Genomic DNA, 25,896 nt, shown 5'->3' with positions numbered 1-25,896 from the left:
CTGATTATTTATTTCAGAAAAAAGGATCACTTTAAACTATAGCTATCATATTCCTTAAAAGTTATTGAAAATTAAAATCTAACCACTTTAAAACCTTTTAAAAAATGTCAAAAATCTATTTAAACACAGTTATCAATGCAGATATCCACTATGTTTTTGATCTGGCAAGAAATATTGATCTGCATCAGCAGTCCACCTCAAAATCTCATGAGAAAGCAATTGCAGGACGTACCTCAGGACTGATTGAAGAAAATGAAACCGTAACCTGGCGGGCAAAACATCTGGGGGTCTATCAAAACCTCACTACAAAAATTGTCAGTATGGAAAAACCGGTTCAGTTTATTGACGTGATGCAGAAAGGTGCTTTCAAATTTATGCGTCACCACCATATTTTTAAAACGGTAAACGGGAAAACATTGATGACAGATATTTTTGAATTCGAATCTCCGCTGGGCATTATAGGAAAAATATTCAATGCCATTTTTCTCAGGGAATATCTCAAAAAATTCCTGATTAAAAGAAACGAAATGATCAAAACCATTGCCGAATCTTCTATCCGGGACGGAATAGCCATTTTCTAACCTACAAACGCACAGTCATGAATTTTTTAAAAGCAGAATGGCGAAAGCTGGCCATCATTAATTACGAAATTGATCCCTATACCTTATTGCCCTATCTTCCAAAAGGTACAGAGCTCGATTTTTATAACGGTAAATGTTATGTAAGTCTCGTAGGGTTCATGTTTTTAAATACTAAACTCTTGGGACTGCCAATCCCTTTTCACCGGGACTTTGAAGAAGTGAACCTAAGATTTTATGTAAAGAAAAAAGAAAACGGAATCTGGAAAAGAGGAGTGGTATTTATCAAAGAGATTGTTCCAAAACCTGCATTAAGCCTTGTTGCGAATTCCATTTACAAAGAAAATTATCACACCATGCCGATGAAAAATCAAATTCATGAAAAAGACGGTGAACTGCTGATCCGGTATTCCTGGAAAGATAAAAGCTGGCATTCCATTCAGATTATGGCTGAAAATACGGCGAAATCTATGGAAGAAAACTCAGAATTTGAATTTATCACGGAGCATTATTTTGGCTTTACAAAAAAAGAAAATACAACTTCCGAATACGAAGTATGTCATCCAAAATGGGACTGCTATACCGTAAAAGAACATCATTTAGAAATTGATTTTGAAAAGATCTATGGAAATGATTTCGAATGCCTGAATCACCAGCAACCTATTTCTGTAATGTTGGCCGAAGGTTCAGAAATTCGAGTCAAAACCAAAAAATACATCAGCTGAAAAATAAGCGCAAAAACAAAAAATGTTCTATCCTCACATCTGTGAAATCTGCGAAATCTGTGGGAAACCTTAAATATTGAACCCCAAACTTTAACCTCAAAAACAATGAAAATAATCATAGCCGGAGGCACCGGATTCCTCGGCGAAAACTTAGAAAAATACTTTACAGAAAAAGGCAGCGAGGTCTATATTCTTACCCGTAACCCTAAACGTAAAAATGAAATCTATTGGGACGCTCAGACCATAGGCGAATGGAAAAGCAGTCTTGAAAAAGCAGATGTTCTGATCAACCTGACAGGAAAATCTGTCGATTGCCGCTATCATGAGAAAAATAAAAATGAAATCTACTCCTCAAGAATCGACAGCACAAGAATAATACAGAAAGCCGTAGATCAATGTTATGAAAAACCGAAAATCTGGGTGAATGCCAGCTCTGCAACCATTTACGTTCATTCAGAAAAAAATCTCAATACAGAAGAAAATGGAATTATCGGAGATGATTTCTCCATGAATATCTGCAAAAGCTGGGAGAAAGAATTTTTTGCAGTTAAAAATGAAGGAATACGGAAAGTAGCCCTTCGTACCTCTATTGTTCTCGGGAATAACGGAGGCGCTTTTCCTAAGCTGAAAATGGTTACAAAGCTTGGTTTGGGAGGAAAACAGGGACGAGGTAATCAAATGGTAAGCTGGATACATATCGAAGATTTCTGTAAAGCAGTGGATTGGATTATTCAGCATGAAAATATTTCAGGGGTTATCAATATAACCGCTCCGGATCCGGTTTCCAATGAGAATATGATGAAAAAGCTTCGAAAGAAACTGAAAGTTCCATTTGGATTGAATGCTCCCGTCTGGCAGCTGGAAATAGCGTTAATATTCCTGAAAACAGAAACCGAATTGCTCTTAAAAAGCCGCAATGTTTACCCTGAAAAGCTCATAAAAAGCGGATTTCAGTTTTCATATCCCGGATTTGATGAAGCAATTCTTAATCTCTTGGAATCCTAATGTTTGCGGGTTTACCAAAGGATAATTAAATTAGCGGAAAACTATTCCATATGCTGGTTACATCCAAAATAAAACCCTTTTTCCTTTCATCCCTTTTGATAAGTTCAGTCGCATTTTCGCAGGCTCATAATGTGTCTGACGGATATCAGCAACCTACAGATCCTCTGGTTGCCCGGAATCTTGAACAGTGGCAGGATATGAAATTCGGGCTCTTTATGCATTGGGGAACCTACAGCCAGTGGGGAATTGTTGAAAGTTGGAGCTTGTGCCCTGAAGATGAATCCTGGACCCAGAGAAAACCTGAACACGGGAAATCTTACTATGAATATGTCAAAAACTATGAAAATCTTCAGACGACTTTCAATCCAACACAGTTCAATCCGCAAAAATGGGCTGATGCCGTAAAAAAAGCTGGCATGAAATACGTGGTTTTTACCACCAAGCATCATGATGGTTTTGCCATGTTTGATACCCAACAGTCAGGTTATAAGATCACTTCTCCTAAAGCACCGTTTTCAAAAAATCCCAAATCCGATGTAACAAAAGAAATCTTTAATACGTTCAGAAAAGAAGGATTTAAAATAGGCGCTTACTTTTCAAAACCTGACTGGCATTCCGATGATTACTGGTGGTCTTACTTTCCACCCAAAGACAGAAATGTGAATTATGACCCGAAGAAATATCCGGAAAAATGGGAAAACTTTAAAAAATTCACTTTCAATCAGCTGAACGAGATCACTTCCAATTACGGGAAAATTGATATTCTTTGGTTGGATGGAGGCTGGGTGCGCCCTTTTCACACCATAGATCCTAAAGTAGAATGGCAGCGCACCATCAAAGTAGAACAGGATATTGATATGGATAAAATAGGAATGATGGCGAGGAAAAACCAACCGGGAATTATCATTGTGGATCGTACAGTTCCCGGCAAATGGGAAAACTATGTAACTCCTGAGCAGGCTGTTCCGGAACACGCACTTTCCATCCCTTGGGAAAGCTGTATCACAATGGGAGATTCATTTTCCTATGTTCCGAATGACAACTACAAAACTCCTCAAAAGATCATTGAAACCTTGATTAAAATCATTTCAAGAGGAGGAAATTACTTAATGAATATTGCTCCCGGACCTAACGGAGACTATGATCCGATAGTCTATGAAAGGTTACAGCAGATTTCCGGCTGGATGGAGAAAAATCAGCCTGCCGTTTTTGCAACCAGAAGCATCGCACCCTATCACGAAGGAAATTACTATTATACCCAAAGCAAAGATGGGAAAACAGTGAATATTTTTCACTTAGATGAAAAAACAAATTATGAGTCTCCATCAACATTAATTTTTACAATTCCTGATAATTTTAAACCAAAATCTTTAAAAATTTTAGGGTTATCGAACAAAATTCAATGGAAAAAAACAGGGGATTCAATTGAAATTAATTTACCTGAAAAAAGAGCTCAGCTAAAATATTCAACTGTAATTCAAATAATGCAATAGTTGAATTTGTGACTGGTTCTTTTGCTTCAAGGTAAAAGAACAAATTTTAAACTAAATTATTCTTGAGATGTGTTTTAAACTTCGATTTAAAATTATAGGAATTTTCTTGTTGAGTTCAGTATTTATTTCGGCTCAAAAACCTTTATATAAAGATCCGAAACAACCTGTTGAAGCAAGAGTTCAGGATCTGCTGAAGAGAATGACACCGGAAGAAAAGTTCTGGCAGTGCTTTATGATCCCCGGAGATTTGGATAACGTTCCGAAAGGCCAATATTCCCATGGGATTTTTGGATTACAGGTAAGCGCAGGAAATCAGGGAGGTGGAGCAGCAGGACAGTTATTGAAATACAATGCCAATGAAGATGCAGAGAGACTGGTAAAAAAAATCAATGCCATTCAAAAATATTTCGTGGAAGAATCAAGACTGGGAATTCCCATTATTCCTTTTGACGAAGCGTTACACGGACTGGTCCGGGAAGGAGCTACGGCCTTTCCGCAGGCAATAGGTCTGGCCGCCACTTTTAATCCTGAACTGATGGGCAAAGTATCTGCCGCGATTGCAGAAGAGTCCAGATGGAGAGGAATCCGTCAGATTCTGACACCTGTAGTAAACCTGGCTAATGATGTAAGATGGGGCCGGACAGAGGAAACCTATGGTGAAGATCCCTTTTTAACGTCTGTAATGGGAGTCAGTTTTGTCAGTTCCTTTGAGAACAGAGGGATCATTACCACACCGAAACACTTTTTAGCCAATGTAGGAGAGGGTGGAAGAGATTCATATCCTATCCACTGGAGCAGAAGATACCTGGAAGAGACCCATTTAATCCCTTTTAACAATGCATTTACAAAAGGAAAAAGCCGGTCCGTGATGACTTCCTATAACCTGCTCGACGGAAGACCTTCAACTGCAAATCATTGGCTGTTAACAGAAAAATTAAAAAAAGACTGGAATTTCAAAGGCTTCGTTATCAGTGATGCAAGTGCAGTTGGGGGAGCCAATGTACTTCACTTTACAGCAAAAGATTATGATGATGCATCTGCTCAGGCGGTTAATGCCGGGCTTGACGTGATTTTTCAGACAGAATATAAACATTACGCGCTTTTTATTCCTCCTTTTTTGGATGGAAGAATCTCAAAAGAAAGAATTGATGATGCTGTATCAAGAGTATTGAGAACCAAATTTGAGCTCGGATTATTTGAAAACCCTTATGTTTCATCTAAAGAAATTGAAGAATTAAAAAAACTTACGCATAAACCCGTGGCAGAAAAAGCGGCCACAGAGTCCTTTGTATTGCTTCAGAACAATAACCATACGCTTCCTGTTCCTGAAAATATAAAAAAGATATTAGTGGTAGGTACAGATGCTGTAGATGCAAGATTAGGCGGTTATTCAGGACCTGGAAACAAAAAAGTAAATATTCTGGATGGCCTTAAAAGCTATGTGAAAAATAAAGATATTGAAATCATTTACTCAAAGGGCATAGATTGGAATGTAAAAGATTTTGCCACAGTTACCAATACGTATTTATCTTTTGAAAATAAAGCAGGATTAAAAGGAAGCTATTTTTCCAATACCGATTTAAAAGGAAATCCAGCCTTAGAAAAACAGGATGAGCAGCTTAATTTCAAATGGACCTTATATTCACCCGATCCTGAAAAGCTTCAGCCTGATAACTATAGTGTCCGCTGGACTGGAAAACTGGAAGTTCCGGATTCCGGGAAATATCAATTGGGATTGCGCGGAAATGATGGTTTCAGACTGTATCTGGACGGGAAATTAATGATTGACCAATGGGAAAAACTGAGCTATTCCACAAAAACATTTGATGTAGATTTTGTAAAAGGAAAAAAATATGATCTTAAGATTGAATTTCATGAAAACCGTGGTGAAGCCAATCTGGAGCTGATCTGGAACTATGGTCTCCATGATTATCAGAAAGATTTTAAAGAAGCCTTGGATCTCGCCCAGAAAGCTGACTATATTATTGTTACTGCCGGAATTCATGAAGGAGAATTTCAGGATCGTTCATCACTGAGTCTGCCCGGAAATCAGGAGTCATTTATTCATGAAGTTTCAAAATTAAATAAGCCAACAACAGTAGTTCTGGTAGGAGGTTCAGCCATAAAAACAACGGCCTGGAAAGATAAAGTGGGAGCGATCTTAGACATTTGGTATCCCGGCGAGGAAGGAGGAAATGCTGTTGCAAAAGTACTTTTCGGCGCAGCGAATCCATCCGGGAAGCTGCCTATCACTTTCCCGGTTGAAGAAGGGCAGCTGCCTTTATCCTATAATCATCATCCGACAGGACGGGGAAATGATTATTACGACCTGAGTGGGGAACCGTTATATCCTTTTGGTTTCGGACTAAGTTATACTACTTTTGAAATCACTGACTTGCAGCTGGATAAGATCCGGTATTCGGAAAATGAAACCATTATTGCTAAAGTCAATGTGAAAAATACAGGCTCAAAAGCTGGAAGTGAAGTCGTTCAGCTCTACGTGAAAGATGTGCTTGCTTCAGTTTCAAGACCTGTTATTGAGCTCAAAGGATTTCAGAAAATAGAACTGCAGCCCGGAGAATCAAAATCCGTGACCATCGAAGTTCCTGTAAAACAACTGCAGTTTTTAAACGAAAAAATGGAATGGATTGTAGAAAAAGGAAAATACAGAATTATGATGGGAAATTCATCCAAGAACCTTCCTTTAAAACACAATATGGAAGTATTGTAGGCGCCGAATTTATACCGGTCAAATCAATCTGCATGGAACTTCAAGGTCTTCCGTAAGATAATAGCTGCAGCATAGCCTGTGATAGCCATCTGCGATAATAAGTTCATGTTCACCCCTCACCAGCAATATTGGTGAAAGCTTTTTGTTTTTTTCGACCTTTTTCAGGTTTTCTTTAACATGAATGTTGGTTTGCGGAAGTAGGGTAAGCTTACTTGCCCTTAAAATATCTTTTGACTTTTTTATGATGGTAGGAGCAGCCTTTAATTTTTCAACCATTTTTTGTGCATCACTCGGTTTGAAAAGAAGTTCCAGGTAATCCTGTGCTGCAGGAAAATCATGAGATTCAGGTTCCTTCAGCCATATAGAATCTTTAGTCAGATTATTTTTTTTCACGGTCTTCATAAATATGCTTTAAAAGATGAATAAATGTATGAAAAATAGATCATTATCCATATTTTTTATTTCAAATGAATCCTGGATTTGACAGGCTGGAAAAAATAAAGGTACAACACATTTTAATTCCTTTATAAAAAAATATTGGTACGATATATGCAAGATTCATATCGAACCTGAATGTTTTTAATCAATGCTTTATTCATTGGTGAAATTCATTTTTAAAATATAAATATCATGAGACAGTTTTTAATTTCAACACTATTAGTATTAGGTTTATCAATGAATGTTTCTGCCCAGAAACGTCCGCCAGCTCCTCCTCATCCTTCAAAAAGTGAGTTGGTAAATATTAAAATGCAAGAGCTTACCAAAAAATACAATACTGAGAAAAAATTGATTCTCAATCATCCTCTTGCGACCAAGCAGATGAAGAGAGATCAGATGAAAGCCTTAAATGAACGATATGCGGCTGAAAAACGTTTACTGAGACAGGCAAAATAATACAGAATTTTTGCAGTTATTAAAATTTGAAGAGCCGTTTTTTATAGATTGGGTTTTGAGAATTTTTAATTTAAAATAGAATTTATTGAAAGAGAATACATTTTGTATTCTCTTTTTTTATTTAAAATTGAATAAAAATGGCTTTATTGATGCATTTTAAGAACCATTTGCAGAACCATTAAACATCCAATATTTTTCCTTAAATTCGCATAAAAATTTTTAAAGTAATGAATTACGATATTATTGTCATTGGAAGTGGTCCTGGTGGATATGTTACTGCGATCAGAGCAGCGCAATTAGGTTTCAAAACCGCAATTATCGAGAAAGAAAATTTAGGAGGAATCTGCCTTAACTGGGGATGTATTCCAACTAAAGCTTTATTGAAATCTGCTCAGGTTTTTCATTATATCAACCATGCTGAAGATTATGGTTTGAATAAAGTGGAGGCAAGCTTTGAATTCCCGAATGTAATTCAGAGAAGCCGTGGTGTTGCCAGCAAAATGAGCAAAGGAATCGAATTCTTGATGAAAAAGAATAAGATTGACGTAATTCTTGGTACTGCAAAAGTGCAGAAAGGTAAAAAAGTTTCTGTGACAGATAAAGAGGGTAAAGTAACTGAATATACAGGGACTCATATCATTATTGCAACGGGAGCCCGTTCAAGAGAATTACCAAACTTGCCACAGGATGGTAAAAAAGTAATCGGATACAGACAGGCATTATCTCTTCCTGAGCAGCCAAAATCTATGATCGTTGTAGGTTCAGGAGCTATCGGGGTAGAATTTGCTGACTTCTATAACACAATGGGAACTAAAGTAACTGTTGTTGAATTTATGCCAAACATCGTACCTGTAGAAGACGAAGAAATCTCTAAACACTTAGAGAAATCTCTGAAAAAATCAGGAATTGAAATCATGACAAACGCTTCTGTAGAAAGCGTTGATACAAGCGGTGAAGGGGTAAAAGCTACTGTAAAAACAGCTAGCGGAAACGTTACTCTTGAAGCTGACATCTTATTATCTGCTGTGGGTATTGCTGCTAATATCGAAAACATCGGATTAGAAGAAGTAGGAATCCAGACAGATAAAGGGAGAGTATTGGTAAATGAATGGTACGAAACTTCAGTACCGGGTTACTATGCAATCGGAGATATTATCCCAACTCAGGCATTAGCCCACGTTGCTTCTGCAGAAGGAATCACTTGTGTGGAGAAAATAAAAGGAATGCACGTTGAAAAAATCGATTATGGCAATATCCCGGGATGTACTTACTGCCACCCTGAAGTAGCTTCTGTAGGTCTTACTGAAAAGCAGGCTAAAGAAAAAGGATACGAAATCAAAGTAGGTAAATTCCCTCTTTCCGCAAGTGGTAAAGCTACTGCAAACGGAAACACAGACGGATTTATCAAAGTGATCTTCGATGCTAAATATGGTGAATGGTTAGGATGCCACATGATCGGTGAAGGAGTAACAGATATGGTTGCTGAAGCTGTGGTAGCTAGGAAATTAGAAACTACAGGCCACGAAATCATCAAGTCTATCCACCCGCATCCTACAGTTTCTGAAGCCATTATGGAAGCTGCTGCAGCTGCTTACGGTGAGGTGATTCACATTTAATATATTATTGGCTGTCATCGATCAGATTGACATCAATTAAATGATAAGAAGACCGGAGAAACAATAGTTTTTCCGGTTTTTTAATAATTAAAATTATCCCTGCGCATTTATTGAGGCCAAGTAAATAATCTTATATTAAGCTGTTCAGAAAAAAAGCGGTTATTAAACCTAACAGGTTTCAAAAACCTGTTAGGTTTAATGCATATCTAATTGATAAGAAGACAGTAACTCCGGGAATAATCATACAACAACAGATAAAAATCTGTGGTTTTTTAGAAATATCTTCATTTAGTGTTTTTTCAGGGCAATAAACTTAGTAAATAGCCTAGTAACGCCCCTCCAATGACAACAAAAACACTGTTGAGTTTTTTAAATCCGAATACAACAACTATACTTATACAGGCAATAAGAGTGGTTTTCCAGCCGGTAATGCTGTCAATTCCCATAGTGATGCATACAGACAGAATCAGAGCTATAGAAGCCACGTTTACACCGTTAAGAAAAGAAGAAAATGTTGAAGAATTTCTCATTTTATTAACAAAAGGACCAGATAAGGCAACCCATATAAAAGAAGGAAGGAATATAGCTAAAGTAGATACCAGAGCTCCCGAAAATCCATTGATCTGATACCCGATAAATGTCACTGAAGAAAATACAGGACCTGGCGTAAACTGACCTACGGCAATAGCATCAATAAGTTGCTGGCGTGTAATAATCCCTCTGGAAACAAGCTCCGTATCCAGAAAAGCAAATAAAACATATCCACTGCCGTATAATAGGGCTCCGACCTTTAGAAAGATCCAGAATAATTTTAAATTGAGCAGAGAATAAGAATCGGATAGTAAAAACTGAAGTGGGCTAATAAAAATAAAATTGTTCAGTTTTTTATTTCTTTGCTGATACTCTATTATCAATATTAAAAATCCGGCTCCGAACATCAATCCGATCTCATTGATTTTTAAAAAAGAGCATATCAGAACAATTCCTCCCACAGCCGCTAATGGGAAAGTTTTTACTGATTTTTTTACCAATGGGAATACAGCACCTATTATAATCGCTATAATGGCAGGTTTTATTCCATAAATAAAAGGAGATACTTCGGGAAGCTGGCCATATTCTTTGTATAGCCATGCAAAAATACCGGTAATAATAACTGCAGGAAATATAAAACAAAACCCGGCAACTATAAGTCCTTTCCAGCCTGCTCTTTCACGTCCTATATGAATGGCCATTTCGGTACTGTTAGGCCCCGGGATAAGGTTAGTAGCGCCAATAAGATCCAGAAATTCCTGCTCTTTCAGCCATTTTTTTTCAACCACCACTTCTTTCTGCATCATCGCTATATGGGCTGCAGGTCCTCCAAAGCCAATGATTCCCAGTTTCAGAAATAGAAGGGCAAGTTCTTTTAAATCCTTATTGCTGCTCACTTCGTTGTATTTGTTTTATAAGTACTACTTCCTATGTATGAATTGGTAAAAATAAAAAACTATACTAAATGTCTTATTAATGCTATTATCTTTTTTACATTAATTTTTTGAAAAGTAAATTGGAAAAAAAATCAGACGGCTTAAATGCTTGAAGCTGTTGGTGTTTTTTGATTGAATTATTGATCGAATTATAACGGATTTTATTAAAATAATTTTAAAATCAACATATTTCTAAAAATTAACTTAATTATATCACGCTGTTTTCTTACATTTATTCTATGAATTTTGAGAGAGTAGGACTTGTTTTATCAGGCGGCGGTACCAAAGGAATCGCTCATGCGGGAGTATTAAAATTCTTACAGGAAAAAGGTATTGAAATTGATATCCTTTCCTGCTGCAGCGCCGGATCTATCGTAGGCTGCCTTCATGCCATTGGAAAAACACCGGAAGAAATCCTTGAATTTTTCAATTCCGTATATTTTTTTAACTGGAAGCATTTTACATTCAATCAGCCGGGACTGGTTTCTTCAGTAATCTTCAGGAATTATCTGAAACCCATTTTCCAGAAATGAAATTGAGAGATCTGGATATTGAAGTGAAAATTGTGGCAACAGAATTAGTGGCCGGAACCCAGAAAATTTTTGATAAAGATTTTGAGATCGTTGATGCTGTCATTGCTTCATGTTCTATTCCGGGGATCACTACTCCTTATATTATTGGAGAGGAAATGTATTGTGACGGAGGAGTGCTGAACAATTTTCCTGCAGATATCATCAGGGATGACTGTGATAAGCTGATTGGCGTGTTTGTATCACCGCCCAATGAAGCTAAGATCAAAGATCTGAATTCAATCAAAGCAATTGTTTCCCGTTCGTACGATCTCCTTTCCTACAGGATTGAAAAAATAAAATTTGAGTACTGCGACTGGTTTATTTCTTCCCAGAAACTAGCGGCTTACGGAACTTTTGAACGCAGAAAAGACAGGCTTGAGGAGATCTTTAATATCGGATACAAAGCCGCAAAAGAAAGCTATGAAGAAAGCAGCTTTTTTACAGAACTAAGACAAGCCGGAACATAAAAATCCCGCACCAGTGCAGGATTTTATTATATAAGAAAGGAAAACGATTTTGAGTTCTTAAAAAGAAGTTATGGACAAACTATAATAACTTCCTGCTTCTCTCTTCCAGCTTAATTTTTCACTACATATCCATCCTGACGAACAATTTCACGGTCATTAGCATCATTTACAACCAACGTGTAAGGCGCTTTTTTCGCAGAATCTGTAAGATAATTTCTCCATACCTGATAGCTGTGACCCTCATTGCTGAAATTGATATAGTAATTTCCTCCTGTTCCGTCGGGAATCAGTTCACCATCGCTGATAATCATGCTTGGTTTTGCCGTAATTTTTGCATTGGCGTTCCATGACTGATAAAGGTACTTGCCATTCGGCTGTTTATCAATTCTGATCTTAAACTTTTTAGTTTTAATAATAACCGTTTTGGGTACCTGCTGAAGGGTAACAGAGGTTATAAAACGGTCTGTTTTGGGATTGGGAACTTCTTTGGCGTAAACGAAAGAAAACTGAGCTAAGCAGAAAGTTCCTAATAAAATATGCTTTATCATATTAAATGGTTATTGGTTAACATTTCAGATGCTATCAAATATGGAGCCATTTTTCATTAAAGAGAGTGCTTATAGTTCTGGAAAAGAAGTTCTTAAGGCCTTTGTATATCGGTTCTGAAAAAATAATAATATTGATTTTCAGTTGATTATCATTTTGTTGGTGAAATATTATCAAATTCTGAAACAACTGAATACTTTTCTTGTGTACATTTGTACCATCAAAGGATCTCGTTCCTTTATTATCAAAATGAAACTCATTAACTTTAAGTTTTTTCTATTAAGAGTATCAGAAATCATCTTTACGATTTTTAATACATCTCCTCCGGCAACTTCTTAATTTTTTCGACAGAATTATCATATAATTCGTACTCTGGTTTCTCGTATTCCGAAGAATCAGAGCGCAACCCCTGTTTTCAAATTTAATCAAAAAACAAAAAAACAAATTATGGAATTAGCTTTTCATGGCTGGATGGTTCCGGCCGTAATTGCGCTTTTGTGCGTACTTTTTTACAAATTCATTTTAAGAATTTTCTTTGGATTAATCATTGTTCCCCAGGACAAAATTGGTTTGGTTACCAAAAAATTCGTGTTGGTAGGTAAGCAGGAGCTTCCGGAAGGAAGGATTATCGCAACTAATGGAGAAGCGGGCTTTCAGGCTCAAACATTAGCTCCGGGAGTCTATTTCGGAAAATGGATATGGCAGTATTCTATCGATTTTCAACCTTTTATAGTGATTCCGACCGGTAAAATAGGGTTATTACTGGCAAAAGATGGTGTAGAGCTGGAAACAGGAAGGATTTTAGCCAGAAAAGTGGACTGTGATTCTTTTCAGGATGCTGAAGCCTTTTTAAAAAACGGAGGAAGGAAAGGCCGCCAGACCGCGATTATTGCACCGGGATCTTACAGAATCAATACATTGTTGTTTGAAATAGAATTAACGGATATGACCCAGATTCCTGATAATGCGGTGGGAATTATCACCACAATGGAAGGAAGTCCCTTGGAAGAAGGGCAGATTGCAGGTAAAATTATCAGTGATCATAATAAGTTTCAGGATGTTGATACTTTTTTGAATAGCGGGGGATACAAAGGTCTTCAGGAGCAGGTAATCCTTGCCGGGTCTTATTTTCTGAATCCCTGGTTTACAAAAGTTGAAATGGTAAAAATGACGGAAATCCCGATCGGGCATGTGGGAGTCATTATCAGCTATGTAGGAGAGGACGGAAAAGATTTGAGCGGAGTTGATTTTAAACATGGAAATATTGTTGAGAAAGGTCATAAAGGAGTTTGGGCTGAACCTATTGGCCCTGGAAAATATCCGATTAATCCCTACATTATGAAGGTTGAGCTTGTTCCTACCACCAATTTAGTATTGAACTGGGCATATGAAAGAAGCGAATCTCATCAGCTTGATAAAAACCTTTCAACCATTACGGTAAGAAGTAAAGACGGTTTCCCTTTCAACCTTGATGTTTCGCAGATTATTCATATTCCTACTTATGAAGCTCCAAAAGTGATCGCCCGTTTTGGAAATATGATCAATCTTGTCAGTCAGGTTTTAGAGCCAACGATTGGAAACTATTTTAGGAATTCGGCACAGGACAGTGATGTGATTGCATTTTTAGGAACCCGAAAAGAAAGACAGCAATCTGCCAAAGACCACATCAGCAGTGTGTTGGAACAATATAATGTCAACGCTGTTGATACTTTAATTGGTGCGATTGTTCCTCCGGAAAGTTTAATGAAAACTTTAACAGACAGAAAATTGGCGGAAGAACAGAAAATTACTTACGAAACTGAAATGCTGGCTCAGGAGACACGTCAGGCGCTGGAAAAAGAAACGGCTGTTGCTGATATGCAGAAAGAAATTGTAAAAGCGGATCAGGGCGTTTTAATCGCGGAAAGAATTGCAGATGCTTCGGTGAAAAAAGCAACGGGAGATGCCAACTCAGTGAGATTGCAGGCGAATGCGGAAGGAGACAGATTGCAGCTTTTAGCAACAGGTGAAGCAGAGAAAACAAGACTTCTTGCAAAAGCCGAAGCCGAAAAAATAGAGCTGCTGGCAAAAGCAAGTGCTGAACAAATTTCATTAACCGGTAATGCTGAAGCGGAAAAGATTCTGGCAATCGGTAAATCTAATGCAGAATCCTATAAACTATCTGTAGAAGCAATGGGCGGAAATAACTTTACCCAATTAAAAATCATGGAAAATATAGCGAGTCAGAATGTAAGAATAATGCCTGAAGTATTAATCGGGGGAAGCGGAGATTCGGCAAATGGCGGGATCAGCGGGCTTTTGGGACTTCAGCTGTTGGAGCAGATTCAGAAGAAAAATGTGGAAACGGTTTCTATAGTGGATGAAAAAACGGATAATAACTCCTAACTATCATTTAAAATTTAATAAAAGCTACAAAAACGCCCGAAAATATTTCGGGCGTTTTTGTTTTATGCGGTATAACTTGCAAAAGCATCTTCCAGGCTTTCAAATTTGCCTTTAAACTCATCAATAGGGCAGTCCTGAAGGATATTCCCTTTATGAATAAGAATAACTCTTGAGCAAAGCGCTTCTACTTCCTGCATGATATGGGTAGAAAGTAAAACCGTCTTTTGCTGCCCGATTTCTTTTACCACATTACGGATTTCAATAATCTGATTTGGGTCAAGACCATTGGTAGGCTCATCCAGAATCAGTAGATCCGGCTGATGAATAATGGCCTGTGCCAATCCTACACGCTGTTTGTATCCTTTAGACAGCTGCCCGATTTTTTTTGATTTTTCGGGAGTAATTCCCACCAGTTCAATAACCTCATCTACCCTGGATTCAGAGATTTTGTGGATATTGGCAACAAACTGAAGGTATTCTTTTACATACATTTCCAGATAAAGTGGATTATTCTCGGGAAGAAAACCTATTTTCTTTTTGCTTTCAATTTCCCGTTCCGAGATATTCATCCCGTTAAAAATAATCTCACCCTGATCAATTTTCAGTGCACCGACAATAGATTTCATCAGAGTGGATTTTCCGGCACCATTCGGGCCAAGAAGACCAATGATCTCATTTTTATCAATAGAAATGTTGATATTGTCAAGAGCGGTCTGCTCACCAAATTTTTTGGTTAAATTGATTATCTGAAGCGGCATACGTTTTAATGTCTTTCTGCAAAAATAAAATAAAAAAACTCATCCGATAGAATGAGTTTCGCAATATTTGTAAAATATAATTATTTTCTTGATTTTTTCTTAGCTCCGCCTGATGCCGGAGTAGCTGTAGAGGCCGTGTTTGAAGTTCCTTTGGCCGCTGCAGGATTGATGCTGGCAGGTTTATCATACATCGTATATTTTCCATTGGTTCTTCCGAAGATTTTCTCCACTTGTTTTTGAGTTAAAAACTGTGATTTTCCAATGTATTTCCGGTTCTTATTGATCACCTGGATAAACTGCATGGTTTGTTGCCCGTAGTTCTTTTCATAATGAAGTTCGATGATATCATTAGGCAGTTCCAATATAACATTCTCGTCAGGAGCGGTGACAAAACCGTCCATAATAAGCTTAAATAATCCGGCAACATCGCCATTAAGATTCTGGAATGAAAAAGATCGGATTGTATTCAGGTTGCTGGTGTTCAGATCCTGGTAGTTAACTGTAAATTTATCTTCCTTTTTATATAGACCAACGGAATTATCTTTACCAATTTCCACCAAGCTTTCATTTTTCAACACTTTGATCTGTGAGAAAACTGAAATACCGAACATACATGTAATAAGTAGAATTATTTTTCTCATGGAATGAATTTTAATGTTTTATAAATTGGTGCACATAAACTTAACCATAAAAAAGCTAAAAAGCAATTTTATTTATTAAAGCAAAAGTACCACTTTTTTTTAATATGTATAGGAGATCATCTGCCGATGCTATGGACTTCATTGTTTATATAATAAATTGATAATCAGTTTTTTTTATTGGTATTCATACATGAGTGGCAATTTTCATTGAACCGGATTTATCATATATAATGAAATATAATCTGCTGAAATACAGATGGAATGTAGCCTGAACCTGTTGAATTTTAAAACTAATTTGAAGTATATGTTAAAAATACAACTTACAGATTATTACTAGAAAGAAGGATTGCTGTTAACAGCTTATAACAGTTTATTTCTGGAAACTGTAAATATCAGGGCATCAAATTCCTGCCTGTAGCTTCTTCCAGCGGGGATATGATGATTGCAGACAACAGCCTCATTATTACTGAAGGCGGTCACAAAAACAGAATTGATGATGAAAGACCTGTGAATTCTTACAAAACCTTTACCGGACAGCATTTTTTCCAGATCAGCAATCTTATTTTTTGAAATAAGGCTTTCCCCGGTAATGAGTACTATTTTGATATCATTACCCTGGCTTTCAAAATAGCCAATCTCCGAAAGGAAAATTTTTTGGTGCATTCCTTCAATCTTGACGATGATAAAATCTTTTTTACCGTCTGAAGTATTTCTCAGTATACGTTCTACAGATTTGAAGAACCGTTCAAACGTAATGGGTTTCAGGAGGTAATCTGCTACTTCCAGCTCAAATCCTTCAATGGCAAAATCCCGGTAGGCAGTGGTAAAGATGGTTTTAGGTTTCTGGGGTAGTGATTTTAGAAAATCAATTCCATTGAGATGAGGCATCTGTATATCGAGAAACATCAGGTCCACAACCTGATTCTGCAGCATTTTGTAAGCCTGCATTGCATTATGTGCTTTCCCTGCCAGCTTTAAATCGCTGATTTTGGAGATATGATGTTCCAGTAATGAAGCAGCCAGAGGTTCGTCGTCTACAATAATACAATTAATCATAATGCGAAGGAGTAGTTATTTCAACTTTAAAAATATTGTTTTCCTGCGAAATCTGGAAAGTAAAATTTCCCTGGTAATAAAATTGTAATTGCCTTTGTACATTCTGCAGTCCTATTCCTCTTTCATTATTCGCCGGGCAATCAGAAAACGTATTTTCAATTTTAAAAACAGAAAGATGTTGATTCGTTTCCGCTATAATTTTTATTTCTGTTGTTTCGGAACTTTTTCCTGCTCCATGTTTAAACGCATTTTCTACTAAAGTAAGATACAGTAGTGGTGGAATGGTATTTGGCGAGTTTAATGCAATATATTTCTGAATATGTAGTTTATCATTATGATACCGAAGGCTTTCCAGTGCGATATAATCATCAATAATATTCAGCTCATCAGCAACTGCTGCCCATTTCTTCTGCGCTTTATGTAAAATATAATCCAGTATATCTGAAAGCCGGCTGATAGATTGTGGCGTTTTATCAGAATGGCTGATAGACAGAGAATAAATATTATTCAGGGTATTAAAGAGAAAATGAGGATTGAGCTGGGATTTGAGAGACTGCAGTTCCAGTTCGGTCTTTTCTTTCTGAAGTTTGATGGTATATTCTTTTTCATCCTTATAGCGTATGATAAACATGATTGAAATAAAGATAAATGCACCACTGATAATCGGAAATGTATAATGGAGCAAAAGATAAGGTATATCCGTAAAAATATCAAAAACACTATCCTTGAATTCCTGAATGAAAAGGGGTTCAGCCATATAAACAATAAAAAATCTGTTAATAACTGAAATTATATAAAGACTGAGGAGAAGAGACAGTGAAAATTCAACATATTTTTTTCTGTCAAAAAAATGAAGGATCAGGACAAAATAAATAAAATTGGCTGCGGTAATCTGGAAAATCCAGTGACAAAAATTGTAAATGATCAGTTCCTTAAAAGCTTCTCCATGATATTCACCATACATCCTTACTGTTCCGAATAAAAATAAAGCAGTCCAGAAAAGCAGCTGGAAGTATAGAGTTTGTCTGATCTGAATTTCTGACAAGGTTTTCATTATCTTCAAAAATATAAAATCTTAACTGAAATCAGAGGAATGTCATGTTAATGCTTTTAAAGTAAGTGCAGATTACATGATTTATAGTGTAGACTGCATATTTTACTGTTGGACCTGAATAAGCAGCTGTCTGCACTCTATAGCCGAAAGCTATCAGAAATTAATCAACATTTGCATAAAAAAATAATGACGGAACGTTCTGAAAAGCTTTACGGATTGGATCATCTGAGAGCTGCAGCTATTCTACTTGTGCTCATGTATCATTATCGTGCGTTTAAACACCCCGGCTGGATCGACAGTTTCGGAAGGTTTGGCTGGACGGGTGTGGATCTCTTTTTTGTTTTAAGTGGTTTTCTGATCTCAGGCCAGCTCTTTAAAGAAATACAGGATAAAAATAGAATCAGCCTGAAAACATTTTATATAAAAAGGTTTTTCAGGATTATTCCGGCATACCTTTTTACCCTTTTTCTGTATTTCGCATTTCCTTTTTTCAGGGAGCGGGAAGCTTTATCAGCTTTATGGAAATTCGTTACTTTTACTCAAAATTACGGATTGGACGTTATCAGCCGTGGAACATTTTCCCATGCGTGGTCCCTGTGCATTGAAGAACAGTTTTATCTCATTCTGCCTTTGTTTCTTTTAATTCTGATACCATCAAAACTATTTAAACATCTGGTATTTCTGATAGCTGCCATCATTGGGTTTTCTATTGTATTCAGGGTGATGGCATGGAATGAATTTGTTGCAGAAATTGATATTGCTTCCCCGGATTTCTGGAAATTATGGTACATGAAAATTTATTATCCCACTCATACACGGCTGGACGGACTTGCAATAGGCGTTTTGATCGGATATTTGATACAGTATTCATCAGTCTTTAAAAAATGGGTTGAAGCCCATGGAAATAAACTATTCTTTCTTGGGATAATGATGCTGGGAGTTTCTTTCTGGGTTTGTGATGAGCAAGCTTCAAAAACAGCTTCAATATTCGGGTTTACACTTGTGGCAGTAAGCTATGGGTTTATCCTTATGGCAGCAGTTTCCCCATCGTCTTTCCTGTATCGTACAAAGCCGTATGTTACCGGCCAGTTAGCCTCTCTGTCGTATGGGGTTTATCTTTCGCATAAAGGAATTATTCATATGGTGCAGGAAGGTCTTACTTATTTAAAATTTGAAACTTCAGATAATATGAGTCTTCTTCTTTGCCTGTTTGCCTGTATCTTGGGTGGCTTGTTCTACAGGTTTGTTATTGAAAAACCATTTTCTATTGTTAAATATATTATTTTGAAAGGAAAAGATAGCTAATGACTTATTCAATTTTACCGGCTGTTAAAAAATCAGGAATTATCAAAAACTTTTAACAGAAAAATTAATCTTATTTTTGAAATAGCTTTATTCTGCACAATTTTTGCTGTAGCAAGCTATTTTAATCGGTTAAAGCATAACTGTAGTACAAACCTATTCCAATATTATGATGAAAAAATACCTTATTTATATATCGCTTTTAGCAGCACCTTTATTTTGGGGACAGAATAAAGTGACTGAAAAATCTGCTTACCAGCAGAACCTTACGTTATCAGAGAAAGAAAATGAAGCAATGGCATTTGATGCTGATATCAGATTATCGGACGCAGAAACAGCTCTGGATAAAAAAATATTCCAGCTGCGTAAGCAATTTCTCAACGAAACAGAAAAGCATAAAATAGCTTTATATAACAGCTCTTTTAATGAAATTAAGCCTCTGATAGAAAACAGTAAGCTGTTTGAAATCCTTCAGACCATGCCGAAAGGAGGTTTGCTGCATACCCACAGCGGAGGAATAACTGATGTAAAATGGATCATTTCGGCAGCGAGAAAATATAAGGAGTGTTATGTTTATGATCAGAAAGATAATGACCAGTTCATTTTCGGGCAGCTGGCCTTTTTTGAAAAAGGAAAAGTACCGTCAGGATTTGTGAGCCTTGATCAAAAGCTAATTTCAAACCCTGAATTCGAAAAACAGCTCCAGGAGCTTCTTACGCTGAAACGGGACAACTTGTGTTCCTATACGGATTACTGGATTGAATTTGAAAAACGTTTTAAACGTATTAATCTGCTGCTTCCTTATCGCCCTTTCTTTAAAGAATACTATTTGAAAGGATTTCAGGATCTGATCAAAGCCAATGTACAACATGTAGAAATCAGGTATATCTTTGATGAGCTTTACGATTTCCAGCATGGAAAATATCCTTTGAAAACTTCCATCACAGATCTGCAGGATATTCTTAAGGAAGTACACCAGTCAGATCCGCAGTTCACCCTGAAACTGATCTATTCAAGCTTTAAATTCCTGGATAATGAAAGTGTCGGGAAACAGCTGGAAAAGGCGTTTGAAATGAAGAAAGAATTTCCGGATATGATCACAGGCTTTGATCTTGTAGCAGATGAAGCGGCAGGGCATAATATCGGGTTTTTTGAGAAAAGCTGGGCAGAACTGAATGCGCTTAATAAAAAATACGGAGTGGAAATGCCTCTTTTCCTTCATGCCGGAGAAAGTAATTCTGTTCTGAATAAAAATGTTCTGGATGTCGCTCTGCTCAACAATAAAAGAATTGGGCACGGCTTGAATCTGATTTATTTCCCCAATACAATGGAACAGATCAGAAAACAGGATAAGCTGGTTGAAGTAAGCCCGATCAGCAATCAGGTTTTAGGATATGTAAGTGACCTGAGAAACCACCCTGCAAGAGTATTATTAAGCAATGGAATACAATGTTCGATCAGCAGTGATGATCCTTCCGTATATGGCTATACAGGGTTGAGTTATGATTTCTGGGTAGCGCTGGTATATTGGGAGCTGGATGTGAAGGCATTGAAAAAACTGGTCTTCAATTCCATTCAATATTCTTCTTTAAGTGAAAACGAGAAAAAGAAATCTACCGCTTATCTGAATCAGCAATGGAATGATTTTGTTCAGAAAACAAACCAGAAATTAAACTAATTCAGGATTTTCTACAAATACAATCGCATTATTGACTTCAATAATGCGATTTGTTTTTATTAAAAGTATATCATTACTTTTTAAACTTTAATCCGGATAATTCTTTTTTTATGGGAGTACCTAGTTTTGCAGGGCTTACTTTTGTAAGAACCAACGATTCACAGCCATTAAAGACTGCAAAACGTTTTATGGTTTCTATAAATGGTTTAAGCCATAATTCAGGGGCCGGCATTGTATGTTCAACGTGCAAATGAATAAGCTCAAACTTTTTTTCTTTCCTGTGGGCTTTACAGTCAACCCTTCCGATAAACTGATCTCCAAACAGGATGGGCAGACAGAAATATCCATACTTCCTTTTTTCTTTTGGAGTATAGCATTCCAGGCGGAAATCAAAATCAAAAATCTGTTTGATCCTGTCCCGATGGATAATGGAATTGTCAAACGGAGACAGCAGCCATACATTTGAATCTGTCAGATCAAATGTTTTTTCCAGTATATCATTCTGCACAAAAACAGAAGTTCCTCCCTCAACACTGACCTTTGAAATGCGATCTTCTTCGAGCATCATCTGTAAGACTTTATTGACATTTTTCTTTAATTCATTTCCTTTCCGGAGGTGGGTGATTTGCTTTAATGTCGTAAATCCATAAGCTCTTAGATTGGTTTTTACCAGATATTCCGCCAGTTCAAGCGGAGTAGGCTCTGTGGTAGTAATGAAAGAAGGTAAAACTCTCTCAGCGAGATCATATGTTTTCTGCATTCCGGAACGGCCGCTGATCATCAGATCTCCCTGCATAAAAAGTCTTTCGAGGGCTAGTTTAGCAGGTTTCCAATTCCACCAGCTTCCCGGGTTATGGCTTTCATTTTCAAAATCCCTTGCTTTTTTAGGTCCTTCATTGCGGATGGTTTCTGTCACATATTTCATCACTTTAGGATCAGCATTATAGTAACGGGATTCGCCTCTTTTGATTGTAAGCATCTGAGGCAACACATAACGGAAATCCTGCATAGGAAGATAGGACGCGGCATGAAACCAGTACTCAAATACTTTACGTTCCTCTACCAGTTCTTCCAGATAAGCAGCTTCAAAATCAGGGATTCTTGTCCAAAGCGTATGGTGATGGGCACGTTCCACTATGGATAACGTATCAATCTGTATATATCCCAGATGCTCTAAAGCATTCAAAACTGCAGTTTTTCCGGTTCCGAACGGGGTGTTTTGTGTTAATCCCTGACTTTCCAATGTTGCCAGTTTTAAGTGCTCCGGTGCCAACTTCTTTTCCATATTTTAATTTGATGAAAACAGGTTTTGTGATGTCTCTTTCAAATATAGTAATTTGTTCCGGAACGGATCTATAACGTGTTGGCAGAATGTTTTTTTTTCCAAAAAATGATACGATAGTCAGTAGTATAAGACTAGTTGTTTTGGAGGTTATCTCTTTTTAACTCCCTTTCAATTTCATCTACATATGGCAAGGGAATAAGAAAACTTTCTTCAATGTATTTTGTGATATTTTCATCCGTTTTTTTATTGACCTTCCTGATAAAAAGCTGATTGCTGGATTTTAAAGCCTGAATATAATTGAATGTATTCTGTGTATTTTGAAAAATAGATTTCTCAAGGACCGCTCTTTTATCATCATTAATAATAATATCACTAAATGATGTATTCATAAGCACAGTCTGGAAGAAAGATTCCGCAGGTAAAAAAGTATGAAGATAATAATCTTCAAAATCCATTACCATTTTGTTATTGGTTAAAAATGCGCAGGTTTCCCTTGTGAAGATAAACCATTTTCCGCCAATATAAGGGATTACTCCTTTCATAAACGATCTTTTGTAGATGAAAGAGGAGATAATATAAGCTAGTTCTGTAAAATGATTTTGTATTCTTTGGAGCGTATCCGGTCTGTAAAATTTCTGATCATAATAGAAAAGATAATTCCGGCCTTTATTGGCGGTAAGAAATTTTCTGATAATATTTTGTGATTTCAGGGGATAATCTTCACCGCTAAGATTAATAAAATAATCCCATTCTTTGCTTACATTGAGAAGAAATTCCATCGCATTCAGCTCAGCCTGAACCATGTTGAAGCCTCCCGAAACAATATTCATGCTGTCCAGAATGTAGGCGTTGGGAAACTGAACCAAATAGAGTTGTATTTCTTCAATGAAATCCGGTTTAGCTTTTCTGTCAATATGGATAAGATAAAACTGGTCCCTTGTATAAATCTTCTGAAACATGTCTTTGAAGATTTCAGGTTTATGGTGCACCAGGATAAAATAAGCAATTCTTATATGCGGGGATGTGCGGGATGCTAACGTTTGGGGACAGGGTTGTGCTATGGGGGAAGAAGCTTGCATGTTCAGGAGTTTAAAATCATCCGCGGCAGCAAACAATTCGATTAATTGGCAGAAGGTACGAATATATTTGTGATAATCAATAAATTAAATGAAGTTATGTTTGTTTTTTTTGTTGTAGGTTTGCAGAACATTTATAAAAACAGGTCACTGCCTTTGCTATTCTGTAATAGTTTAAAATCACAATTTTTTCTTTCAGTTTTGCTTTTTCAGCTACCAGTTTATAGTCTTGGTTTCCATAATGGAGCCGGATTATAAAGTTCTATTGTAGATAAGAGCGATGCGTCATTGCTGGATCATCCGTAATATACTAAGGATATTATGGCTGCTAAAGCAAGAAAAAGATGAACAGAGAAAATATTCTTATTTGTTTATCCATATCATATACCAATTCAAATTCTGATCAACAGATTTGCTTACAAAATACCGGGAAACCGGGTTTATAATGAGTTTTAAAAATTTAAATCTAATCAATCCTATTATCCGTGCAGTGACAGAAGCAGGATATTCCAAACCTACTGAAATACAGTATACTGCAATTCCGCATATTTTAGCGGGGAGAGATATTGCAGGATGTGCACAAAAAGGTGCCGGGAAAACGGGAGCATTTGCCATGCCTATTTTGCAGCTGTTGAAAAGACATACTCCGGATCATAAAGAGATAAGGACTTTAATACTTACCCCAACAGCAGAACTGGCGATACAGATAGAAGAAAATTTTAAAATTTACAGCAAATATTTACCATTATCTCAGCTTACTATTTACGAAGGTGTTTCAATCGGAAGTAAACTTGCTGCGCTGAGAAAAAGAGTAGATATTCTGGTGGCAACACCCGGAGGACTGCTTGATGTAGAGAATCAAAGACATATTGATCTTTCTAAAATTGAAATATTTGTTTTAGATGGTGCTGATAAAATGCTTGAAATGGGGTTTATAAACGATATTAAAAAAATCTTAAATCTCATGTCCTATAAAAGACAAAACCTGTTTTTTTCTGCAGTAATGCCTGGGAGTTTAAGACATTTTGCCGGAACGGTCCTGAATAATCCTGTAGAGATTATTGTAAGTCCCGGTTCTTCAGCAGTTCAGCCCATTATTAAGCGCCAACATCTAAAGAATATTCAAAAAATGGCAGGAGCTACAATGCCTGTCAGCATTTCATAAATAAAATCTGTAGCGTTTACAGATCATAATACACAATTTTTAATACAATTACAATGCAAGAAGGCACCGTAAAATTTTTCAATGAAGCAAAAGGCTTCGGTTTTATTACTCCAGCAGACGGGAGTAAAGACATATTTGTACATTCTTCAGGACTAAACACAAGAATGGTCCGTGAGAATGATAAAGTAGTTTTTGATGTACAAAAAAGTGATAAAGGTTTAAATGCTGTTAACGTACAGTTGGCATAATTAAAACCTTATTATAAGTATGTTAAAATAACATTCTTTGCCATATCAAGTCTCATATTTTTTATATTTTTTTACAATTTAAAATCCATGAAACTTTGGTATCTGGATATATTGTTTGAAAGGACATTGATGTAATGTAGATACTTTTTATTTTCATTATGTTCATTAGCCTCTTACTTTATGTGAGAGGTTTTTCAGGGATTTAAGAAAATGACAGCTATTGACCGCTTCACATGAATGTTTCAAAAATAAATATGCAGACTTGATCTACAATTATACAGCACTGATTATAGCAGCTGTATATATTTAATTCCGGAAAGCTTCAGAAAAGAATATGATTATTATTAATAATTTTAATGAATATAAGTCTCTTGAAGGACAAATGATCGGAGATTCTGCCTGGCATACCATAAGCCAGGATCAGATCAATAGATTTGCAGATGCTACTTTAGATTATCAGTGGATTCATATTGATCAGGAAAAAGCAGAAAAGGAAGGCCCTTTTAAATCAACCATTGCTCATGGTTATTTAACCTTATCATTGATTCCTTATCTGTGGAAACAGATTGCAGAAGTTCGGAATGTAAAAATGGAAATCAATTATGGCATAGAAAACCTGAAATTCGGAGAAGCTGTTCCGGTAAATAGTGATGTAAAATTGCAGGCAACTGTAAAATCAGTGATTAACCTCAGAGGAACTGTAAAAGCAGTTGTGGAGGCCAAACTGCTCATTAAAGACCATGCAAAACCCGCATATACAGGTGATGTGATTTTTCTTTATCATTTCTACTAAAGAATAATTTATTTTCAGGCATATAAAAACGTTGATCTGTTAATTTTCAATGTTTTATAAATAAAGCATCATTGTTCTCAATGGTGCTTTTAAATTTTTGTGTGATTTTGGACTTTCTTGTTTCAATATTTTGTGGTTTGTTATTTCCCACAGATGCCACAGATTTAGCACTTAAGACGTTTTGAAATAATACACCAAAAAAGCTTACCTGACAAAAAATCATAGATTTTTTAAAAAGACTTAGATGAACTTATTCTACATCAGCATATTTCTTACTTAACTTAAGTATTTAAAATCTTTTGTGGTTTGTTATTTCCCACAGATGCCACAGATTTAGCACTTAAGACGTTTTGAAATAATAC

The 25,896-nt window shown here is 36.5% G+C and carries 22 protein-coding genes and 1 pseudogene; 14 read left to right on the top strand and 9 right to left on the bottom strand.

The window, feature by feature from the left end:
- Positions 1 to 104: 104 nt before the first annotated feature.
- The 5 genes from ACP3T3_RS07255 (at position 105) to ACP3T3_RS07235 (ending at position 6,532) form a co-directional block, all read left to right on the top strand.
- A complete protein-coding gene (locus ACP3T3_RS07255) occupies positions 105 to 581 on the top strand; it encodes an SRPBCC family protein (protein WP_426479241.1) in 477 nt (158 codons plus the stop codon).
- Between the two features lie 17 nt (positions 582 to 598).
- Positions 599 to 1,303 (top strand): YqjF family protein, encoded by a 705-nt coding sequence (locus ACP3T3_RS07250; RefSeq protein ID WP_426479240.1) that lies wholly within the window; start codon positions 599 to 601, stop codon positions 1,301 to 1,303.
- A 105-nt stretch (positions 1,304 to 1,408) separates the two neighbouring features.
- Complete coding sequence (locus ACP3T3_RS07245) at positions 1,409 to 2,308, top strand: TIGR01777 family oxidoreductase (RefSeq protein WP_426479239.1); 900 nt, start codon at positions 1,409 to 1,411, stop codon at positions 2,306 to 2,308.
- Between the two features lie 50 nt (positions 2,309 to 2,358).
- A complete protein-coding gene (locus tag ACP3T3_RS07240) occupies positions 2,359 to 3,801 on the top strand; it encodes an alpha-L-fucosidase (RefSeq protein WP_426479238.1) in 1,443 nt (480 codons plus the stop codon).
- 109 nt (positions 3,802 to 3,910) lie between these two features.
- Positions 3,911 to 6,532, top strand: a complete 2,622-nt coding sequence (locus ACP3T3_RS07235) for a glycoside hydrolase family 3 N-terminal domain-containing protein (protein ID WP_426479237.1) — start codon at positions 3,911 to 3,913, stop codon at positions 6,530 to 6,532.
- An 18-nt stretch (positions 6,533 to 6,550) separates the two neighbouring features.
- Here the strand turns inward: ACP3T3_RS07235 and ACP3T3_RS07230 are convergent, their stop codons facing one another.
- Positions 6,551 to 6,934, bottom strand: a complete 384-nt coding sequence (locus tag ACP3T3_RS07230) for a hypothetical protein (protein ID WP_426479236.1) — start codon at positions 6,932 to 6,934, stop codon at positions 6,551 to 6,553.
- A gap of 228 nt (positions 6,935 to 7,162) precedes the next feature.
- Between ACP3T3_RS07230 and ACP3T3_RS07225 the strand changes: the two genes are divergently transcribed.
- Both ACP3T3_RS07225 and lpdA read left to right on the top strand, forming a co-directional pair.
- Positions 7,163 to 7,426 carry a hypothetical protein gene (locus tag ACP3T3_RS07225; protein ID WP_426479235.1) on the top strand — a complete coding sequence of 88 codons (264 nt, stop codon included), beginning with the start codon at positions 7,163 to 7,165 and terminating at the stop codon, positions 7,424 to 7,426.
- A gap of 227 nt (positions 7,427 to 7,653) precedes the next feature.
- The gene (lpdA, locus tag ACP3T3_RS07220; protein WP_426479234.1) at positions 7,654 to 9,042 is read left to right on the top strand and encodes a dihydrolipoyl dehydrogenase; all 1,389 of its coding nucleotides are present in this window, start codon (positions 7,654 to 7,656) and stop codon (positions 9,040 to 9,042) included.
- Positions 9,043 to 9,341: 299 nt separating this feature from the next.
- Here the strand turns inward: lpdA and chrA are convergent, their stop codons facing one another.
- Positions 9,342 to 10,469, bottom strand: a complete 1,128-nt coding sequence (gene chrA / locus ACP3T3_RS07215; protein ID WP_426479233.1) for a chromate efflux transporter — start codon at positions 10,467 to 10,469, stop codon at positions 9,342 to 9,344.
- 278 nt (positions 10,470 to 10,747) lie between these two features.
- On the opposite strand from chrA, the pseudogene ACP3T3_RS07210 reads away from it, so the two are divergent.
- Positions 10,748 to 11,547: pseudogene (locus tag ACP3T3_RS07210) on the top strand (patatin-like phospholipase family protein).
- A gap of 110 nt (positions 11,548 to 11,657) precedes the next feature.
- Here ACP3T3_RS07210 and ACP3T3_RS07205 read toward each other — a convergent pair.
- Complete coding sequence (locus tag ACP3T3_RS07205) at positions 11,658 to 12,095, bottom strand: hypothetical protein (RefSeq protein WP_426479232.1); 438 nt, start codon at positions 12,093 to 12,095, stop codon at positions 11,658 to 11,660.
- Between the two features lie 445 nt (positions 12,096 to 12,540).
- Between ACP3T3_RS07205 and ACP3T3_RS07200 the strand changes: the two genes are divergently transcribed.
- A complete protein-coding gene (locus ACP3T3_RS07200) occupies positions 12,541 to 14,478 on the top strand; it encodes an SPFH domain-containing protein (protein ID WP_426479231.1) in 1,938 nt (645 codons plus the stop codon).
- 62 nt (positions 14,479 to 14,540) lie between these two features.
- Here ACP3T3_RS07200 and ACP3T3_RS07195 read toward each other — a convergent pair whose 3' ends face one another.
- The 4 genes from ACP3T3_RS07195 to ACP3T3_RS07180 form a co-directional block, all read right to left on the bottom strand.
- On the bottom strand, positions 14,541 to 15,236 hold the full coding sequence (locus ACP3T3_RS07195; RefSeq protein ID WP_426479230.1) for an ABC transporter ATP-binding protein: 696 nt from the start codon (positions 15,234 to 15,236) through the stop codon (positions 14,541 to 14,543).
- A gap of 80 nt (positions 15,237 to 15,316) precedes the next feature.
- Positions 15,317 to 15,877, bottom strand: a complete 561-nt coding sequence (locus tag ACP3T3_RS07190) for a hypothetical protein (protein WP_426479229.1) — start codon at positions 15,875 to 15,877, stop codon at positions 15,317 to 15,319.
- A gap of 360 nt (positions 15,878 to 16,237) precedes the next feature.
- On the bottom strand, positions 16,238 to 16,933 hold the full coding sequence (locus tag ACP3T3_RS07185) for a LytR/AlgR family response regulator transcription factor (protein WP_426479228.1): 696 nt from the start codon (positions 16,931 to 16,933) through the stop codon (positions 16,238 to 16,240).
- The gene (locus ACP3T3_RS07180; RefSeq protein WP_426479227.1) at positions 16,926 to 17,987 is read right to left on the bottom strand and encodes a sensor histidine kinase; all 1,062 of its coding nucleotides are present in this window, start codon (positions 17,985 to 17,987) and stop codon (positions 16,926 to 16,928) included. The genes ACP3T3_RS07185 and ACP3T3_RS07180 overlap by 8 nt, the downstream gene beginning before the upstream one ends.
- 186 nt (positions 17,988 to 18,173) lie before the next feature.
- Between ACP3T3_RS07180 and ACP3T3_RS07175 the strand changes: the two genes are divergently transcribed.
- On the top strand, positions 18,174 to 19,292 hold the full coding sequence (locus ACP3T3_RS07175; protein WP_426479226.1) for an acyltransferase family protein: 1,119 nt from the start codon (positions 18,174 to 18,176) through the stop codon (positions 19,290 to 19,292).
- Positions 19,293 to 19,458: 166 nt separating this feature from the next.
- On the top strand, positions 19,459 to 20,967 hold the full coding sequence (locus ACP3T3_RS07170) for an adenosine kinase (RefSeq protein WP_426479225.1): 1,509 nt from the start codon (positions 19,459 to 19,461) through the stop codon (positions 20,965 to 20,967).
- A gap of 73 nt (positions 20,968 to 21,040) precedes the next feature.
- On the opposite strand, the gene ACP3T3_RS07165 is transcribed toward ACP3T3_RS07170, so the two are convergent.
- Together ACP3T3_RS07165 and ACP3T3_RS07160 are read right to left on the bottom strand one after the other, a co-directional pair.
- Positions 21,041 to 22,252, bottom strand: a complete 1,212-nt coding sequence (locus tag ACP3T3_RS07165) for a winged helix-turn-helix domain-containing protein (RefSeq protein ID WP_426479224.1) — start codon at positions 22,250 to 22,252, stop codon at positions 21,041 to 21,043.
- A 131-nt stretch (positions 22,253 to 22,383) separates the two neighbouring features.
- Positions 22,384 to 23,211 (bottom strand): beta-1,6-N-acetylglucosaminyltransferase, encoded by an 828-nt coding sequence (locus ACP3T3_RS07160; RefSeq protein WP_426479223.1) that lies wholly within the window; start codon positions 23,209 to 23,211, stop codon positions 22,384 to 22,386.
- Positions 23,212 to 23,773: 562 nt separating this feature from the next.
- On the opposite strand from ACP3T3_RS07160, the gene ACP3T3_RS07155 reads away from it, so the two are divergent.
- The 3 genes from ACP3T3_RS07155 to ACP3T3_RS07145 all read left to right on the top strand — a co-directional run bounded on the left by ACP3T3_RS07155 (position 23,774) and on the right by ACP3T3_RS07145 (position 25,534).
- Positions 23,774 to 24,493 carry a DEAD/DEAH box helicase gene (locus ACP3T3_RS07155; RefSeq protein WP_426479222.1) on the top strand — a complete coding sequence of 240 codons (720 nt, stop codon included), beginning with the start codon at positions 23,774 to 23,776 and terminating at the stop codon, positions 24,491 to 24,493.
- 53 nt (positions 24,494 to 24,546) lie between these two features.
- On the top strand, positions 24,547 to 24,741 hold the full coding sequence (locus tag ACP3T3_RS07150) for a cold-shock protein (RefSeq protein WP_426479221.1): 195 nt from the start codon (positions 24,547 to 24,549) through the stop codon (positions 24,739 to 24,741).
- A gap of 334 nt (positions 24,742 to 25,075) precedes the next feature.
- The gene (locus ACP3T3_RS07145; RefSeq protein ID WP_426479220.1) at positions 25,076 to 25,534 is read left to right on the top strand and encodes a MaoC family dehydratase; all 459 of its coding nucleotides are present in this window, start codon (positions 25,076 to 25,078) and stop codon (positions 25,532 to 25,534) included.
- Positions 25,535 to 25,896: the final 362 nt, after the last annotated feature.

The sequence above is a fragment of the Chryseobacterium sp. CBSDS_008 genome (genome assembly GCF_049959325.1).
Taxonomy (GTDB): domain Bacteria; phylum Bacteroidota; class Bacteroidia; order Flavobacteriales; family Weeksellaceae; genus Chryseobacterium.
The sequence above is the reverse complement of the archived record's forward strand: the minus strand, read 5'-3'. Positions and strand labels throughout refer to the sequence as shown.